The sequence below is a fragment of the Microvirga aerilata genome, assembly GCF_016743775.1.
GTDB lineage: Bacteria > Pseudomonadota > Alphaproteobacteria > Rhizobiales > Beijerinckiaceae > Microvirga > Microvirga aerilata.
Map to the genome: position 1 here is coordinate 1 of NZ_JAEQMY010000031.1, position 16533 is coordinate 16533.

At 58.5% G+C, this 16533-nt stretch carries 15 protein-coding genes; 9 read left to right on the top strand and 6 right to left on the bottom strand.

The features are described 5' to 3' along the window. Nucleotides 1-137 precede the first annotated feature (137 nt). From JKG68_RS18445 to JKG68_RS18460, 4 genes are all read right to left on the bottom strand, one after another. Nucleotides 138-926 (bottom strand): DUF1217 domain-containing protein, encoded by a 789-nt coding sequence (locus tag JKG68_RS18445; protein ID WP_202062479.1) that lies wholly within the window; start codon nucleotides 924-926, stop codon nucleotides 138-140. Further along, complete coding sequence (locus JKG68_RS18450) at nucleotides 923-1213, bottom strand: hypothetical protein (RefSeq protein WP_202062481.1); 291 nt, start codon at nucleotides 1211-1213, stop codon at nucleotides 923-925. Before JKG68_RS18450 ends, JKG68_RS18445 begins: the two co-directional genes overlap by 4 nt. Before the next feature lie 230 nt (nucleotides 1214-1443). Next, a protein-coding gene (locus JKG68_RS18455; protein WP_376773171.1) for an IS3 family transposase occupies nucleotides 1444-2624 on the bottom strand; the annotation gives its coding sequence in 2 pieces (ribosomal slippage) (nucleotides 1444-2360 and nucleotides 2360-2624; 1182 coding nt in all). Between the two features lie 60 nt (nucleotides 2625-2684). After that, nucleotides 2685-3308 carry a response regulator transcription factor gene (locus tag JKG68_RS18460; protein WP_202062485.1) on the bottom strand — a complete coding sequence of 208 codons (624 nt, stop codon included), beginning with the start codon at nucleotides 3306-3308 and terminating at the stop codon, nucleotides 2685-2687. Nucleotides 3309-4130: 822 nt separating this feature from the next. Between JKG68_RS18460 and JKG68_RS18465 the strand changes: the two genes are divergently transcribed. The 4 genes from JKG68_RS18465 to JKG68_RS18480 all read left to right on the top strand — a co-directional run bounded on the left by JKG68_RS18465 (nucleotide 4131) and on the right by JKG68_RS18480 (nucleotide 10915). After that, on the top strand, nucleotides 4131-5483 hold the full coding sequence (locus JKG68_RS18465; protein WP_202062487.1) for a PAS domain S-box protein: 1353 nt from the start codon (nucleotides 4131-4133) through the stop codon (nucleotides 5481-5483). An 87-nt stretch (nucleotides 5484-5570) separates the two neighbouring features. Then, nucleotides 5571-7139: a putative bifunctional diguanylate cyclase/phosphodiesterase gene (locus tag JKG68_RS18470; RefSeq protein WP_202062489.1), complete on the top strand. Its 1569-nt coding sequence runs from the start codon at nucleotides 5571-5573 to the stop codon at nucleotides 7137-7139. A 515-nt stretch (nucleotides 7140-7654) separates the two neighbouring features. After that, nucleotides 7655-9895 (top strand): S8 family serine peptidase, encoded by a 2241-nt coding sequence (locus JKG68_RS18475; RefSeq protein WP_202062491.1) that lies wholly within the window; start codon nucleotides 7655-7657, stop codon nucleotides 9893-9895. A 144-nt stretch (nucleotides 9896-10039) separates the two neighbouring features. Beyond that, nucleotides 10040-10915, top strand: coding sequence for an aldose 1-epimerase family protein (locus tag JKG68_RS18480; protein WP_202062493.1), 876 nt, complete (start codon nucleotides 10040-10042; stop codon nucleotides 10913-10915). Between the two features lie 48 nt (nucleotides 10916-10963). On the opposite strand, the gene JKG68_RS18485 is transcribed toward JKG68_RS18480, so the two are convergent. After that, entirely contained in the window at nucleotides 10964-11347 is a 384-nt protein-coding gene (locus JKG68_RS18485) for a response regulator (protein ID WP_376773173.1), read from the bottom strand. A 74-nt stretch (nucleotides 11348-11421) separates the two neighbouring features. Here JKG68_RS18485 and JKG68_RS18490 point away from each other — a divergent pair, with 74 nt between their 5' ends. Continuing rightward, nucleotides 11422-11658 (top strand): hypothetical protein, encoded by a 237-nt coding sequence (locus JKG68_RS18490; protein WP_202062497.1) that lies wholly within the window; start codon nucleotides 11422-11424, stop codon nucleotides 11656-11658. A gap of 110 nt (nucleotides 11659-11768) precedes the next feature. On the opposite strand, the gene JKG68_RS18495 is transcribed toward JKG68_RS18490, so the two are convergent. After that, the gene (locus JKG68_RS18495; RefSeq protein ID WP_202062499.1) at nucleotides 11769-11987 is read right to left on the bottom strand and encodes a hypothetical protein; all 219 of its coding nucleotides are present in this window, start codon (nucleotides 11985-11987) and stop codon (nucleotides 11769-11771) included. A gap of 434 nt (nucleotides 11988-12421) precedes the next feature. Between JKG68_RS18495 and JKG68_RS18500 the strand changes: the two genes are divergently transcribed. The 4 genes from JKG68_RS18500 (at nucleotide 12422) to JKG68_RS18515 (ending at nucleotide 16523) form a co-directional block, all read left to right on the top strand. Beyond that, a complete protein-coding gene (locus JKG68_RS18500; RefSeq protein ID WP_246515584.1) occupies nucleotides 12422-13972 on the top strand; it encodes a UbiA family prenyltransferase in 1551 nt (516 codons plus the stop codon). Nucleotides 13973-14053: 81 nt separating this feature from the next. Next, the gene (locus JKG68_RS18505; RefSeq protein ID WP_202062501.1) at nucleotides 14054-14449 is read left to right on the top strand and encodes a GtrA family protein; all 396 of its coding nucleotides are present in this window, start codon (nucleotides 14054-14056) and stop codon (nucleotides 14447-14449) included. Next, on the top strand, nucleotides 14446-15780 hold the full coding sequence (locus JKG68_RS18510; protein WP_202062503.1) for an FAD-binding oxidoreductase: 1335 nt from the start codon (nucleotides 14446-14448) through the stop codon (nucleotides 15778-15780). The genes JKG68_RS18505 and JKG68_RS18510 overlap by 4 nt, the downstream gene beginning before the upstream one ends. Continuing rightward, complete coding sequence (locus JKG68_RS18515; RefSeq protein ID WP_202062505.1) at nucleotides 15780-16523, top strand: SDR family oxidoreductase; 744 nt, start codon at nucleotides 15780-15782, stop codon at nucleotides 16521-16523. Before JKG68_RS18510 ends, JKG68_RS18515 begins: the two co-directional genes overlap by 1 nt. The last annotated feature ends 10 nt before the right edge of the window (nucleotides 16524-16533 follow it).

The following is a 16533-nucleotide window of genomic DNA, read 5'->3' on the forward strand; positions in this document are numbered from 1 at the left end:
ACACCCGTCATGGCAGCCTCCTGTGTCAGATCAGGAGATTATGAACCCATGCGCAGGAGGTGCAACTGTAGTGCTAAGGCAGAGCGCGAAGGCCAGCGCGCTCAAGTCAATGTCCTTCGGCTCTCTATCCGGGTTGATCAGAAGCCTCCAAGCCTCAGCTTCGTGATGCTCATCATGAGGTCTACGCTGAAATTCTGCTGAGGGGAGAATTGGTCGAACAACGTCAAGACTGGCGAGGTTGCCACGGCACTGGCGTTGGTCGCGTCCCACATGGCGCTAAACCGCTGAATGAGCTTGTCGACCTTCTTGGGATCCTGGAGATCCTTGACGTTCAAGTGCTTCTCCAGATTTCGCACCTGCAGGTCGAGGTCGGCTTTCGAAGCCGATGCTGGTATTCCAAAGGTCGTCTGAACGAATTTCAGAAGCGCCTTGTCAGCCAAGATTCCCATGGTTGTTGTTACGGAAGGAGCCTTGCGCTTGAAATACACAGCAAGCTGAACCCCTTGGTTCTGCTCACCCTCCTTCTTCTCCAACGTGATCTGAATATATTTCTGAACGGCTTCCGTCGTGGCGCTCGCCGCTGACGTGGCAGCAGCCCCCTTCCCTACGAAATCGAACGCCTTCGCAAAATCCTTATAGAGCGGGTTGGACATCTTGTTGGCCATGCTCAGGCGGTCGGTCACGCCACCTTGAAGCATCTTCTTGAAGAGCCCTTTCGCATAGGCCATGTCCTCAAGCCCATACGCCTTCATGGCAAACTTGAAGATGCGATCGTTCTTGACGAACTCGTCGATTGTTTTGATGTTTTTGATGTTTGTTTGATAATACTCAATCTCACGTTTCGTCGTGGGATCCTTTTCAATCGTCGCCTTCGTGCGCGCCAGGTTATTCGAGATGATCTGGTAGCGTGCTGACGTGCTGATCATGGTGCGGCCTTGGATTGCCCAGGAGTCTGAAGAATCGACTTGGCGCCGAGGATATCGCGGCAATCCTTCCTGAACCTTTCGGTGACGGTTTTAGTATCACTTACGTTGAGCCGGAATTCCGACTTTTGTGTCTCATAACGATAATTCGACAGCTCGACGACAAGACGTTGCGCCCCCTCAAGTTTCTCAACGAGGGCATTCACCTGGACAGGGTCTGGAACTTGGCCGTAACGGTCGCGATAGATCCAGTGCCCCACCTCCGGGCTGTCATCGTCGACCCAGTACACGGTGCTTCTGCCGCGTGGGTCGCTCCGCCCTAAGAACTGCTTCTGAGATACGGCTATGGTGACGAAAGGAACCGACGGCCCGTCGCTCTCAAGGACCTGTCGCGAACAGGTCAGGACCAGGAGGGACCCGCTCTCTCCCGGGAGACGGGCATAGGCTGCCTGAGGGGCGCCTTCATTGTCATGCCTGAGCACGTAATGACCCGCCCCCATGAAGAGGTCCGGTTGGAATGTTAGTGGAGTGACGGCCTTTCCGCCAGTGCGGGCGGCGGGACTGGCCGGGGTTGCGGGGCAGCTCGCACGGACATGGCAGGCACGAACACCTCCGGGGCCGGAGGCCTGTAGCCGAGGGAGCCGTGAGGCCTCACGGTGTTGTAGTGGCGCCGCCAGCTTTCGATCACGATCTTTGCCTCCTTGAGGGAGTAGAAGATCTCCCCATCGAGCAGTTCATCCCGAAGCCGCGCATTGAAGCTCTCGATGAACCCGTTCTCCCAGGGGCTGCCTGGAGCGATGTAAGCCGTCCTCGCCCCGACAGCGGTGATCCATTCCTGGACCGCTTTGGCGACGAACTCGGCACCGTTATCGGAACGAATGTGGCCGGGCACACCGCGCAGGATGAACAGATCCGAGAGCGCATCAATCACATCAACCGCTTTCAGCTTCCGGTTCACCCGGATGGCCAGGCACTCATGCGTGAACTCATCGACCACATTCAGCATCCGGTACTTTCGCCCGTCATGGGTGCGATCCTCCACGAAGTCGTAGCTCCAGACATGGTTGGGCCTCTCGGCTCGCAGCCGGATGCAAGATCCGTCACCAAGCCAGAGGCGACCTTTCTTGGGTTGCTTTTGCGGCACCTTCAGCCCCTCCCGTCGCCAGATCCGCTCGACCCGCTTGTCGTTGACAACCCAGCCGGCGGTTGAACGCAGAAGCTCTGCGATCTTCCGGTAGCCGTAGCGGCCATACTGGCGGGCAAGATCGATGATATCGGCCGTGAGCCTCTCCTCATCGTCTCGCCCCCGCGGAACACGCCTTTGCGTCGAGCGATGCTGTCCGAGCACACGGCAGACCCGGCGCTCGGACAGCTTCAGGGTGGATCGCACGTGCGCGATGCAGGCGCGGCGACGGGCGGGGCTTAGAAGTTTCCCGAAGCGGCCTCCTTCAGGATCTGCTTGTCCAAGGTCAGATCGGCCACCGCGCGGCGGAGCCGGGCATTCTCCGCCTCCAGATCTTTCAAGCGCTTGACCTGTTCTGATTTGAGCCCGCCGAACTCGGATCGCCAGCGGTAATAGGTCACTTCCGTCACGCCAATGGCGCGAACCGCATCGGCCACCGATTGGCCTTGTGAGACCATCACATCGACCTGACGTAACTTGGCAACAATCTCTTCCGGCTTGTGACGCTTCTTGGGCATTTCGGTCCTCCTGTAGGCCTCAAGACATACTTCAGGGTGGACCAGTTCAATGGGGGTGGATCAAAGGCGCTGACGTAGCTTCTTCCGCAGCTTGCTGATGTGACCCTCGACGACGCTGTCCTCGACATCCTCGCTGTAGATCCCGTACACGGCGTCGAAGATCTGCTTCTTCGTCAGACGATGGGCTTTCTTTCGGACAAGATACTCGAGAATGTGCCGCTCACGACGCGGGAGAGCGAGAGGAAGTCCGTCGATCTCCGGATCTCGTCCGTCGAAGAAAACCTTCAGCCGATCGCTCTCGTTCTGAACCTTCTTGCCCGAACTTGCATTCACCCGCCGCCAGACCGCCTCCGAGCGCGCAAGAATCTCCCGGACATGGACCGGCTTACGGACGTCGTCGAATTTTGCCGTGAAGAGTTCCAGCGTCTCCTCAAGGGATCTGACGTCGCTCAGCGCGATGATTGGAGCCTTGGAGTAGCGACGGATGCTCTCGGCAGAATGGACGCGCTCATCGAAGGTGCCGAGCACGAAGCCCTGCACTGCTTCAAGGTCGGAGTCCGACGCTGTCTCCAGCCAATCGTTGAATTCATCTGCGTATAAGCCGAGGGATGATATGCCTTCACGCTTGAAACTTGCAACATATCCAGACGTAACCATCTGCCGGTCATCGACGACGATATACATTGTTTTGCCCCGCCTTAATAATTAAGTGCGATTTACGGTTTTTTTCTTGGCCGCGCTCATTGGTTACTTACTGCAACCTTTATGTGCGAACGTCATGAAATTTATGATCTTCATTGGCGACGGACAATACGTAAATTAAGGGACCGAGCTCCTGCACATGGTTAATGGTCGTTAACCCACCTTAACCAGAAATTACCGAGGCTATTTTGTGGGAACCCCCAAGGTCGATATGAAAGCGGCCGTGGCCAAGAGATTGGAATATCTGACGATTTTACTTCAAGGCGCACTGTTTTCCGTAACAGCCTGACGGTTGCACCGCATTTTGCAAGGCTATTACTCAGGGTTTTGCGAAGAACAGCTTACGTATAAGTACCTAAAGCCGGGTGCGGACAACGCCTAAGACGGCGTTTGGGACGCCTGTGATGGAACTCGTTCGCAGGCAACGCGAACCAGCGCATTTACGAGCGCTAGACACACAAGACAGACGCTCTGCGGCAGCGTTCGGCACACACAGGGTGATGCAAGTCCAGTTAACCGTAAATTGGTGTCGACAGCTGCGGATCCTTGACCCGGGTCAAGGCAGTCAGTAGCTGATGAGGTCTGATCGTATTTCCTATCGTTGCGGGAAATGCGCCGCCCCTGCACTATGGCAGGCCTTCTATGGAGGGCTTAGCATGACGCACGCCATTTTACCGGTCTAAGCCCGGATGTCGCTTGAGCAACGGATCGAGTTCAACTCGAGGCATGATGCTATTCCGTTGAGTCGGTTGGATTCCGGCATTTCCAATACAGCTCAGGTGCTCCCGAACGGGCAATTTTCATATGGCAGAGTATCTTGGTCTCAGCAGCCCACCAGAGTGGAAGGAGGTAGACCGCCTTGCCGCGCTCCAAAGATATGACGTTCTGGACAGCGATCCTGAGGTTGAGTTCGATAACATTGCGAAGGTTGCGTCCTATATCTGCAATGCTCCCATCGCGCTGATTACGTTTCTCGATGAGCACAGACAATGGTTCAAATCGAGGATCGGGGTCGATATCGCCGAGACGCCACGTGAGCTGTCGATCTGCGCCCACGCCATTCTGCAATCGGAACTGTTCGTTGTTCCTGACATAAGCAAGGACCCGCTTTTCAGCAGCAATCCTCTATTCAAGACCGAGCCGCCCTTATCTTTCTACGCTGGCGTCCCTCTTACTACGAAAGACGCCCTGCCCCTGGGCACCTTGTGCGTTCTTGATCATAAAGCTCGCCCGGAGGGACTGACTGCGAAGCAGGCAGACGCGCTCGCAACGCTCGCCCAATCCATAATGAGCCAGCTCGAGCTAAAGCTCGCAATCAAGGCGGCCGCAGAGGGCGAAGATTTCACACGACGTCTACTTGCCAGCTCTGATGATTGCATCGCGGTTTTCGACCGAACAGGGCATCTTCGCTTCATGAGCGATGGCGGCATGCGCACAATGGAGGTCGAAAACTTCACTGCCGTTCAAGGGCTTCATTGGACCGAGATTTGGAATGGTATTTCAAGTCGCGATATCGATGACGCAGCTTCCACTGCCGAGGCGGGCAAGACAGGCCGCATTCACGGTTTTCATACAACGGCCAAGGGCAGACAGAAATGGTGGGACATTGTTGTCACGTGCATCATTGGGCGTGACGGTTTCCCTCAGGGCTTCCTGTGCGTCTCTCGCGATATAACCGAGCTTCGTCAAACCGAGCAGAACTTGCGAAAGAGCGAGAAACGTCTCCGGGCCCTCGTTGATGTCATGCCTGCTGCGTTTACATCTCCGCAGGTCGTTTGGTTCAGCGATCTTGAGGGAGAGTTCACATATTGTAATGATGTTTGGCATGACTATACCGGCCTGCGTCGCGACGAGCGGGACGTAAGTTGGATATCGGTCGTTCATCCGAACCATCGAGAGCACATCTTAGGCGTATGGCGTAGTCATCTTGCGCGGAGCACATCCTTCGAGATGGAGATCCCAATCCGCCGTGCATCGGACAATACATATCGATGGTTCATCGTCCGGGGGCAGCCGCTCAAAAGCGAACAGGGCAAGATCGAGCAATGGTTCGGCATTGCGATCGACATCGATGAACGCAAGCAGTCTGAGCAGGCACTAAGCGAGAGCGAGGAGCGCCTTCAGCTTGCCTTGCAGGCTGCTCACATGATTGCATAGGATTTCAACCAGGAAACAGGCGTCACCACCCGCTCGACGAACTCACTTGCTCTGCTTGGGATCGAGGCCGGCCCCGGCAAGGATTTCATGCTGGGAGTTCATCCTGATGATCACCAGAAGATGGAACGCTTCCTGAGGCGCATACAAAAGACCGGTACAGATTCTGTCGAGTGTCGCTATGTCGGGCCGGGAGGCGAAATACGGTGGCTCCGCACCCGCGCTGAAAAGGCGGAAGCGAACAGGATTGTAGGGGTTACATTTGATATCAGTGAGCAGAAAGAGGCTGAGGAGGAGATCTGGCGTTCTGCCAATCATGATGCTCTCACCCGACTTCCCAATCGCAATCTGTTCCAGCAGCGTCTTGAGGCTGCTCTCACGCAAGCCGGTCAGAAGGGCACGAGCGTCAGCCTGCTGTTGATCGATCTCGATGATTTCAAGGACATCAATGATACCTTGGGGCACGATGCGGGCGATGCGCTCCTGCAGGAAACGGCGCGCCGACTTTCCACCATCGTCCGCAGCTACGACACCGTCGCGCGGATCGGAGGTGACGAGTTTGCGGTTCTCGTTGTCGAACCTCTGAAGCTAGAGAATGCGACTCGCCTTGGGTCGCTCATCGCGGAAGTGCTGCGCCAACCCTTCACCTACCAGAAGAGGACCCTCGTCAGTCGCGTAAGTATCGGGGTTGCGGCATTTCCCGATCACGATGGCACACCGGCCGAATTGGTCAAGGACGCTGATATCGCAATGTACCAGGCCAAATCCCAAGGACGAAACCGAGTCACGACCTATTCGCCGGAGATGCGACGGGTTCTTGAACAGCGTGTATCCCTTGGTCGGGACCTACGTGAAGCGCTCGCCAACAACGAGATTGTCCCGTTCTATCAGCCGAAGGTAAACCTCGCGACGGGAGAGATCGTGGGCCTGGAGGCACTTGCGCGTTGGCATCATCCTGGCAGAGGAGTCTTGACGCCTTCTGTCTTCGGCGCCGTATTCGAAGATCATGATATTGCTGCGTCCATCGGCAAGATGCTGACAGGAAGGGTCGCCAGGGATGTACGCCAATGGCTCGACCTTGGAATTCCATTCGGCCGCATCGCACTCAACCTGTCGCCAGCTGAGTTCAGTCAGCCTGGTCTCGTCGACAACATGTTGAGAACGTTTGACTGGATCAAGGTTCCGGCGAGCTGCTTCGAGGTGGAAGTAACCGAGACTGTCCTACTCGGAAGAAACTCGGATAACGTTTCTTGTGCCCTTGCCGAATTCCGGCAGCACGGTGTCCAGATCGCTCTGGACGACTTCGGAACCGGCTATGCGTCGATGACGCATCTGAAGCAATTTCCTGTCGACCATATCAAGATCGACCGCAGTTTCGTGAGAGATCTCGAGCAGAATTCTGATGACGAAGCCATTATTGCCGCCGTCATCAGTCTGGGCCGAAGCCTGCAATTTCAGGTTACGGCGGAAGGAGTGGAGACGCATGGCCAAGCGCGCCGCCTTCGCGAACTGGGGTGCAATCATGCGCAGGGCTACCTCTACGCGAGGCCTATGGCCGCCTCACAGGTGCCTGATGTTCTAACGCAATGGAATGCCATGCTCATCAGACCTCGTCCTGAGAGAATGACCTCTCATCTCCTGCATTATCAGAACCCCTGACTCCGATAGACCCATGGAAGTCAGCAGGCCTGATGCCTGGAATCGGGCTTCGTCCTGTTCTCGACGTAACGGATTGACGCAGCCTGATCGGCTTATGTGTAAGTTAAAGACTATCTTCCTTTGACATCGCCGTAACTGATTTCGGCCTTCTTTGTACGGACGCGGTGAGCCGCTGCTCACTGCCCGCTTAGTCACCTGGCCCTGTGCAATTCCGGCACTTTCGCCGGACTATCGCCTACTCCCTGTAAAGGTCCAGCTCGCCTTCGCCCATTGTAGAGCAGATACGCAAGCTTTGCCGCACCCCTTGTATTGGAAGATGCCAACTTCAGCTTGTGACAAAACCGTATAATAAAGCTTCATCATACGACACAGACGCCGCCTCTATAAACTTATTCTCAAGGTAAGTATATTTTCAATCTTCTAGGTGTCGTTGACAGCTGCCGCTCAGCTACCCACTAAATACCCGACTCAAGACATGCACACTTGCTGAAGCAGATTGGTCGGAGAGACATGCCATGGCTTATGAGGAACAGGCACCGATCTCGATTGCTGCCTCCGGCGCGGCGAATGCCGGCACCTCATGGAGTACGGTTCCAGCCTGGTCGGTTCGTCCAGAGACAGAATACGTTTTGCCAGCCGACACCTCGGCTGGCCCTGAATCCGCAGCCGAAGCGCTCGTCAGCGGCACCCAGGCCCTGGCGAAATCCGCCAGTCTGATCCGCTTGGGTGAAGTCCGAAGCAATCCCCTCTTCGATGGCATCAACGGAGCAGGGATGACGGTGGTTGTCATCGACTCGGGTGCCGACCTCGATCACCCGGCTTATGGCCCAGATACTGATGGCAATGGCATTTCCGACCGCATCCTGTTCCAGCACGATTTCTATGAGGCGGGTGATGCGGACGCCAGTGACGGCAATGGTCATGGAACCCATGTGACAGGAATCGTCGGATCCCAGGACAGTCAGCATCTAGGCGTGGCACCAGGGGTCAATCTTATCGTCCTGAAAATCGGGAGCGCGACTGACGGCAGTGCCCCCGTATCGGACATGATGGAAGCTTGGACATGGGTCGTCGAGAACCATTTGCAGTACAACATCGTCGCCGTGAACATGTCCTACGGCATAAGCGGCACCTCCCACGATAACGAACTCCCAACGGAACTGTCCGGCGAGATCGAAACCCTCGCAAAAGCAGGGATCGCCAGCGTCATTGCAGGAGGCAACGACTACAACAATGCGCCCGGCGTGAGCTACTTCTCAGCGTCTCCCTATGCTTGGTCGATTGCCTCGACCCTTGATGCGGCCGATGAATTCTCGTGGTTCAGCCAGCGCTCCACAACGATGTCCGATCTCGCAGCGCCCGGCTCTTTCATCATGTCCTCCACGATCGGCGGCGGCTATGGCATGATGAGCGGCACAAGCATGGCAGCTCCCATGGTAAGTGGCCTGGTGGCTCTGGCTCAGGACCTGTCGCAGGAAATTACAGGCGGCCGAAAGATCCCCGTGATGACGCTTCTCGATATGATGCGCGCAGCGGGCATCAGTGTGACTGATGGTGTTTCGACGGTGCCGAGGATAGACGCCCTCAATACCCTGAGCTCGGTTGTTGCGTACTACCAGCAGCACACGGCCCAGGATGACACCGTTTGGGGCTGGCGCGGCCATGACAGCCTTCTTGGCGCAGAAGGGCAGGACACCATCCTGGGCCATGACGGGAATGACACTCTCAATGGAGGCATAGGGTCTGATACGCTGACCGGTGGTCATGGCAATGACATCATCGACGGCGGCATCGGAAGCGACAAGGCTATCTTTGGAGGCAACCGTCAAGATTATGTCCTGGAGAGGCATGCCGATGGATCGACCGCCATCGCGGATACCCGACCCAACGGGGAAGGACGCGATAATTTGCGCAACATCGAATGGCTGCAATGGGCGGATGGAACCTTTGATCTGAACAGCCTGCTCATCTCCTCGCCGACCAACATCCTCCTCAGCAACAGTCTCGTTCAGGAGAACAGCGCGAGAGGCACAATCGTGGGGTCGCTCAGCGCAATCGACCCGGATGCGGCCGACACTCACAGGTTTGAGCTGATCGACGATGGCGGAGGACTTTTTGAGCTGCAGGGCAACACGCTCGTTGTAGCTGACGGATCGCATCTCGATCATGAGCAGGGCCTACGCCACAACGTCACGATCAGAGCCACTGATCAGATGGCTTTAAGCACGGTACGAACCTTTGTCGTCACTGTCGCGGATCAGCACTCCGAGAGGACCAAGGGTACGAGCGCCAGCGACAGGTTCTATGGCGGCTCCGGTCCGGACACCCTTGCGGGCGGTCAGGGAGCCGACCTCCTCAAGGGCGGAAGCGGCAAGGATAAGCTTTTGGGCGGCTTGGGACGCGACACCTTGTTCGGCGGATCAGGCAAGGATGCGTTCATCTTCGATACGAAACTGAACAAGAACACTAATGTCGACCGGATTGCCGATTTCAGGGTGAGCGATGACAGCATCTATCTGGATAATGCGGTTTTCAAAAACGCAGGATCTGGCACCCTGACGAGACCCAAAAAACTCGGCGTGGATATGTTCGTCTCGGGCAGCAGGGCTCAAGATGCCGAGGACCGCATCGTTTATGATGGAAACAAGGGGACGCTCTCCTACGACGCCGACGGAGCCGGAGGGTCCAAGCAGGTTCTGTTTGCCACCCTCTCCAAGCATCTCAAGATGACCTATCACGACTTCTTTGTCGTTTGAGGCTGCCTCCTGACGGCAGACCGCCTCGGGCTGCCAAAGTTCTCGGGTGCCTTGTCTCGAGCGCTCAGGCTTCCATCTGATGGTCGTCGGCCTCATGCCAGGGTTGCTCCGGGCCAAGGGGCGCCGTCCGAAGGAGCCATGTGAATGATCGTTACGCTTTCGAGCCCGCGCCTGCAGGCGCAGGTATCCGCAGATGGGGCCGAGCTTGTCCGTCTTCAGGATGAGCAGGGTCGCGATCTTTTGTGGAATGGCGATCCTGCCTTCTGGGCCGGACGATCTCCCCTGCTCTTTCCCGTTGTCGGCCGTGTGCGGAACGATCGGATTCGGGTGGACGGAGTGGAATATGAACTGCCGAAGCATGGCTTTGCCCGCATATCCCGCTTTGAAGCTGCGGAAACCGACTCGTCCCGATGCCTCTTTCGCCTCGGTTCGGACGAGAAAACGCTCGCACAGTACCCCTTTCCATTTCGGCTCGATGTCGCCTATGCGATCGAGGAAGCCACTCTGACGATTGCAGCCTCGGCCACCAATACAGGCAACTCCGCGATGCCTGTCTCATTCGGGTTCCACCCGGCGTTCCGCTGGCCCCTGCCCTACGGCGCTCCCCGCGAGGCTCATGAGATTTGCTTCGAACATGACGAACCCGCGCCGATCCGCCGGCCGGTTGACGGCCTCCTGAGCCGTCAAGCGGATCCGACCCCTGTCCAGGACGGCAGACTAGCGTTGCGCGACAGCCTCTTTGTGGCGGATGCCATCGTGTTCGATCAGCTCAGGAGCCGTTCCGTCTCTTATGGAGCGCTTGGCAGCGGCTCGATCCATGTTGAGTTTCCAGACATGCCTCATCTGGGCATTTGGACGAAGCCCGGAGCCGGGTTCATCTGCATCGAGCCCTGGCAAGGCCATGCCGATCCGGAGGGCTTCGAAGGCGAGCTTGCAGGCAAGCCGGGCATCGTCCTCGTTCAACCGGGCGAAACGGAAACCTTTACGATGAGCATCACCATCAACAACGCAGGCCTTTGAGGCGGATCCGCAACAAGAACCAACCTTATATGAATGCTTGTTCAGGGATCAGTCGTGGATCACGAGCTCGCGAATGTGCTGAACAACGGCATTGCTGCAATAGGGCTTTGGCAGAAAGCGGCCGTCCTCGGGAAGCTGACCGGGATGAGGCTTGTGATAGCCTGAGGAAATCAAGAGCGAAATATGGGGCCATCGCTGCTGGACGCTCTCGGCCAAGGCAAGGCCATCCATGGAGCCGGGCATGTCGATATCCGTAAAAAGCACCTGAACGTCTCCGGAGCAGGCTTCCAGGACGGAAAGGGCAATATCGGCGTTGGCAGCTTCCAAGACATGGAAGCCGGCCTCCTCCAGATCGTCGGCCGCGGACATCCGCACGAGCGGCTCGTCCTCCACAAGCAGGACGACAGGAGCGTCTTGTGAGTTGCTGATCATCATAGGGCGTGGAACGAAACTAACCTATGTTAGTTCCTACTGCTCAGTTAGCTTTGTGAGTGGGCAAACGAGCCATGACGTCGCATAAGTTCCAGCTTGGAGACCGGGTCCGCCTGGTCAAACGGGCAAGCACCAACACCGTTGAGGCTTTCCTCAACATGGTGACAACAATCGACGCCACTCAGCCTCAGGACATCTGGGAGATCACCCGTCTGCTTCCGGCAAATGTGAGCGGCTTCCAGTATCACATCCGGGGAAGCCGCGAGGGGCCGGAGCGGCTGGTCTACGAAACGCAGCTGACCCCGACCTAGCTCAGCCATGAACTTGTGGCAGGGAACAGTCTGCCTATGGCAGACCGATCGGAAGCGTTCCTTGCCGAGCTTCTATGAGGTGGCAAGCCTTGCTCCTCGCCACCCTCCAATCACCCGGCCTTCTGCAGGGGCATTTCCGTGCTCTGGCTCTCGGCGCCGGTTTCCGGCCGATGCCGGGTGCGGAAATCGTGCAATTCCTGCCGAACAGTCTCGAGCATCGGATCGAAGGCGGATCCATGTTCCTTCGCGATCTCGACGAGCACATCGATCGCTCGGAGCAGGCGCTCCTCGGTGACAGGCTCCCACTTGCGCCCTGACCAATCATCCATCTCGCAACCTCCTCGTCGGTTGGGGAGACACTGATCCAGGGATTCTTGCATCCGGGTTAAAGCCGCGCTCGAAAATAACGGCCATGCACAACGGGACCGGCTACCTGTACAAACGGCTCAGCCCTCTCCGAATAAAGAGGCGGGGAGATGAAACTTTTCACGGCCGCGTTTGTTAGTTTGCAGTCAAGTTGCGCAGTGTGTCCGTGCGCGGCACAGAGCATTGCTCTGCTACCGGGGGCACTGGGCTCAAAAGAAAAGCTGCCAGATAGGCGCCTTCAGTCCCAATGAGACTGGGGCGAGAGAACGGCATAGTCGAGATGCGTTGATGTGTTGAGACCGGGCGCTCCAGCACGAAGGGCATGCTCCAGTGGGCTCATCAACGCATGCTTCGATCGTAAAATTGGTTAATTCTTTCATAAGGGGAGCATGGGCTCTTGGCGCAGTTCGAACTTAAACCACAGCGCTTGCACCGGACCGCCCTAGGCCCGCGCTATGGCGAGTCAGTTGAACGTCCCTATGAGGACGACGAGACCCATTGGACAACCCTTGAGATCGAAACCCCCAGCACCGACAAGCTTCGTCCCCTCGTGGTCGATCTCGACGGCACCCTTATCGCCTCGGATCTGCTGATCGAAACAGCTTTTTCGGAGCTGGGGCGGCGTCCCCACTCCTTGTTCGAGATGCTCACAGCACTGTCGAAGGGCAAGGCCGCTCTCAAGCATCGCTTGTCCGAGCCGGTCGACTTCGACCCGAGCACCCTTCCCTATGATCCCGAGGTTCTGGCCCTGATCCGGCAGGCCAGGGCCGAGGGACGTCCTGTGTACCTGGCCTCCGCCAGCCACCAGCGATTGGTGGAAAGCGTTGCCAATCACATCGGGGAGTTCACCGGCTGGTTCGCCTCGAACGAGACCACGAACCTGGCTGGCGCCCGGAAGGCCCAGCAGCTTGTCGAAGCCTTCGGCGAGCGTGGCTTCGATTATGTGGGCAATGACGCCGCCGATCTTCCCGTCTGGGAGAAGGCTGCCAAGTCCATCGCCATCCGCACCCCCGCCGGGGTGCGCAAAAAGCTTGCGCGCCAATGCCCAGAGGCCGAGCACCTGTCCCATGTTCGCCCAACATGGCGAACCTGGGCGAAGATGATGCGCGTGCATCAATATGCGAAGAACGCTCTTATCTTCCTGCCGATCCTGGCAGCCCACCTGTTCACGGTAGAAGCATTCGCTCAGGCCCTTCTGGCCTTCGTGGCTTTCTCCTTGTGCGCGTCAAGCATCTACATCCTGAACGATCTCGTGGATCTGCAGGATGACCGGGGCCACCGCAGCAAATGCAAGCGTCCCCTGCCGAGCGGCGCGATTCCCCTCATGCACGGCGTGATTGCCATACCGATCCTCTTCCTAGGCGCATTGGCCGTCGGAGCCGCCGTATCGCTGCCGTTCCTGGGCGTGCTGCTTGGCTATTTCGCCCTCACCACAGCCTATTCCTTCGCCTTGAAGCGCATGATGGTCGTCGATGTGATCACCCTGGCCGGTCTCTACTCGGTCCGGGTCATCGGCGGTGCCGTAGCGACATCCATCATTGTCTCGGAATGGCTCATCGCATTCTGCATGATGATCTTCATGTCGCTTGCCTTGATCAAGCGCTACGTGGAGTTGGCCGCCCGTCGCGACGCCAACCTTCCCGACCCGACCAGCCGGGATTACAAGAACAGTGACCTGGACATCGTCGCGGCCCTGGCTGCGGCAGCCGGCTTCAATGCCGTGACGATCTTCGCGCTTTATATCTCCAGCGATACGGTGAACCAGCTCTACTCTCATCCGCAGATCCTTTGGCTTGTGGGACCTCTCCTGATGTTCTGGATCGCACGGGCCCTGATGCTGGCCGGGCGACGGCTCATGGACGACGATCCTGTCGTCTTTGCCCTCAAGGACCGGGTCAGCCTCATGACCGTGGCTGCCGCCGCCATCCTGATCGTCGCCGCCGTCTAAGACCATGAGCCCCACACAAGACATTCATGGTCCAGGCATGGCCCGGGGCCCGCACCGCGTTGCTCTTGAAGGGACCGGCCGATGATGTTCGTCCGCTACGTCCTGTTCGCCGTCGTGGCGACGCTTGCCAATCTCATCACCCAGGAAGTCGTGATCCGTACAACCCCTGTGGCCCCTCTGACCCTGTCGATTTTCATGGGCACCGTGGCGGGCTTCGTCCTTAAATACGTGCTCGACAAGAAGTGGGTGTTCGAGGATGAGTATGGGGGTCATCGGCAGGAACTGCAGAAGATCACCCTCTATGGCGCGTTCAGCGTCTTGACGACCCTCATTTTCTGGGGTTTCGAAGTAACGTTCTGGATGATCTGGCAGACGGATCTGGCGAAATATACCGGTGCGGTGCTCGGACTTGCCATCGGCTATGCCGCCAAGTTCGTCCTGGACCGGACCTTCGTGTTCAAGGAGCGGCAAGCATGACGGAACTCACCGGTTGGGGACGCTACCCCCGCCATCCGTCAGAGGTGCTCAGCCCCGCATCCCCCAAGGCCCTTCTGCCTCTGATCGCCCATGAGACGGGGCTCGTGGCCCGCGGGAACGGGCGCGCCTACGGCGATGCGGCCATCGGGGAACGGATCACCCTCCTGGCCCGTGGCCTCGACCGCATCCGCTCCTTCGATCAAGCCACAGGCCGCATCAGCGTAGAGGCCGGGGTGCTCCTGTCCGATCTCCTGGATCTCGTTGTTCCAAGAGGCTTTTTCCCACCGGTCGTTCCGGGCACGAAGTTCGTCACCATCGGCGGCATGATCGCGTCCGACGTGCACGGCAAGAACCATCACCGGGACGGCGGCTTCGGCGACCATCTCGAGAGCCTGACCCTTGCGCTCCCGGACGGCAGCACGGTCCTGTGCTCGCGGGACCAGAACCCCGAACTCATGTGGGCAACCATCGGCGGAATGGGCCTCACCGGCACGATCCTCGAGGCAACCTTCCGGCTTCGCCGCATCGAGACCGGCTGGATGCGGCAAAAGACGACCGTCGCCCCCAATCTCGACAGCGCCATCCGGGCCCTGAAGGACACGAGCGACGCAACCTACTCGGTCGCTTGGATCGATTGCCTCGCCCGAGGCGCCTCCCTCGGCCGCTCCCTCATCTTTGCCGCCGAGCACGCGACCCTCAGGGACGTGGAGGCGCTCAGCCCGAGCGCCGAACCCTTCCCGTCCTCCAAGCTCGGGCGGCTTTCGGTGCCGCTCGACCTCCCCTCCTTCACCCTGAACCGCTTGTCGGTCTCGGCCTTCAACGAGCTGTATTTCCGCTCCGGCGCCATAAAGGCGGGCTATCCTTTCCTGGTGCACTGGAATCCTTACTTCTTCCCCCTCGACGGCATCGGGAACTGGAACCGGATCTACGGACGGCGCGGCTTTCTCCAATACCAGTGCGTCATCCCCACGGATCGGGCCAAATCCGTGCTGGGCCATATTCTTGAGCGGGTATCCCAGCGCGGCACCGCCTCCTTCCTGGCGGTCCTGAAGCAACTGGGCTCCAGTCGGGGCGACATCTCGTTTCCCCTCGAAGGCTTCACCCTCACCCTCGATCTGCCCGTGACCGACGATGTCTTTTCCCTGCTGGACGAACTCGACCGATCGGTGGTCGAAGCGGGAGGCCGGCTCTATCTAGCCAAGGATGCACGGCAATCGCCTGCAACCTTCGAGGCCGGCTATCCCGGACTGACCCGCTTCCGTGACCTGCGGCGGGCCATCAGGGCAACCGGCAGGATATCGTCTCGTCTGTCAGCACGGCTTGGAATCTGATGACATCTTCAAAAACCCTTCTCCTCGTTGGCGGCACCTCCGACATCGGGCGCGCCACTGCGCTTCATTACGCTCAGGCGGGATGGCGCGTGCTGCTGGCAGCCCGCAACGAGGAGGAGGCCCGCCGCAATGCCGACGACATCGCCGCGCGCACCGGAGCCGAGGTCACCACGCACCGGCTCGACATTCTGGAAGCCGGCAACTTCGAAGGCTTCGTGGACGGCTTGCCTCAACTGCCGGACACGGTCGTGTGCGTTGTGGGCGAGCTGGGCGATCAGGCACGCGGGCAGAGCGATATCAACCACGCGACCCTTCTGGTGCGTACGAACTTCGAGGGGCCGGCTCTTTTTCTCGGCTTCCTGGCCGAGCGCTTTCTCGCCCGTGGATCGGGCACCATCGTCGGGGTGAGCTCCGTCGCGGGCGACCGCGGACGAGGCTCCAACTATCTCTACGGCGCCGCCAAGGCAGGCTTCACGGCCTTCCTGTCAGGCCTGCGCAACCGCCTTGCGCCCAAGGGTCTGCGGGTTCTGACGGTCAAGCCCGGCTTCGTGCGCACCCAGATGACCGCAGGCATGAAACTGCCCCCTCTCTTGACGGCGGAGGCCGACGAGGTCGGCCGCGCGATCTTCACGGCAGCCGAAAAGGGCGGCAGCGACGTGATCTATGTCCGCCGGATCTGGCGGCCTGTCATGATGGTGATCGGGAGCATCCCCGAGCGTATCTTCAAGAACCTGCGCCTCTGACCTGACGCAC

What these genes read in the sequence shown, in the direction of transcription:
- JKG68_RS18460 (WP_202062485.1), bottom strand. Translation starts at nt 3,308, where the DNA reads ATGTATATCGTCGTCGATGACCGGCAGATGGTTACGTCTGGATATGTT.
- JKG68_RS18465 (WP_202062487.1), top strand. Translation starts at nt 4,131, where the DNA reads ATGGCAGAGTATCTTGGTCTCAGCAGCCCACCAGAGTGGAAGGAGGTA.
- JKG68_RS18445 (WP_202062479.1), bottom strand. Translation starts at nt 926, where the DNA reads ATGATCAGCACGTCAGCACGCTACCAGATCATCTCGAATAACCTGGCG.
- JKG68_RS18480 (WP_202062493.1), top strand. Translation starts at nt 10,040, where the DNA reads ATGATCGTTACGCTTTCGAGCCCGCGCCTGCAGGCGCAGGTATCCGCA.
- JKG68_RS18470 (WP_202062489.1), top strand. Translation starts at nt 5,571, where the DNA reads ATGCTGGGAGTTCATCCTGATGATCACCAGAAGATGGAACGCTTCCTG.
- JKG68_RS18495 (WP_202062499.1), bottom strand. Translation starts at nt 11,987, where the DNA reads ATGGATGATTGGTCAGGGCGCAAGTGGGAGCCTGTCACCGAGGAGCGC.
- JKG68_RS18475 (WP_202062491.1), top strand. Translation starts at nt 7,655, where the DNA reads ATGGCTTATGAGGAACAGGCACCGATCTCGATTGCTGCCTCCGGCGCG.
- JKG68_RS18515 (WP_202062505.1), top strand. Translation starts at nt 15,780, where the DNA reads ATGACATCTTCAAAAACCCTTCTCCTCGTTGGCGGCACCTCCGACATC.
- JKG68_RS18485 (WP_376773173.1), bottom strand. Translation starts at nt 11,347, where the DNA reads ATGATCAGCAACTCACAAGACGCTCCTGTCGTCCTGCTTGTGGAGGAC.
- JKG68_RS18510 (WP_202062503.1), top strand. Translation starts at nt 14,446, where the DNA reads ATGACGGAACTCACCGGTTGGGGACGCTACCCCCGCCATCCGTCAGAG.
- JKG68_RS18505 (WP_202062501.1), top strand. Translation starts at nt 14,054, where the DNA reads ATGATGTTCGTCCGCTACGTCCTGTTCGCCGTCGTGGCGACGCTTGCC.
- JKG68_RS18490 (WP_202062497.1), top strand. Translation starts at nt 11,422, where the DNA reads ATGACGTCGCATAAGTTCCAGCTTGGAGACCGGGTCCGCCTGGTCAAA.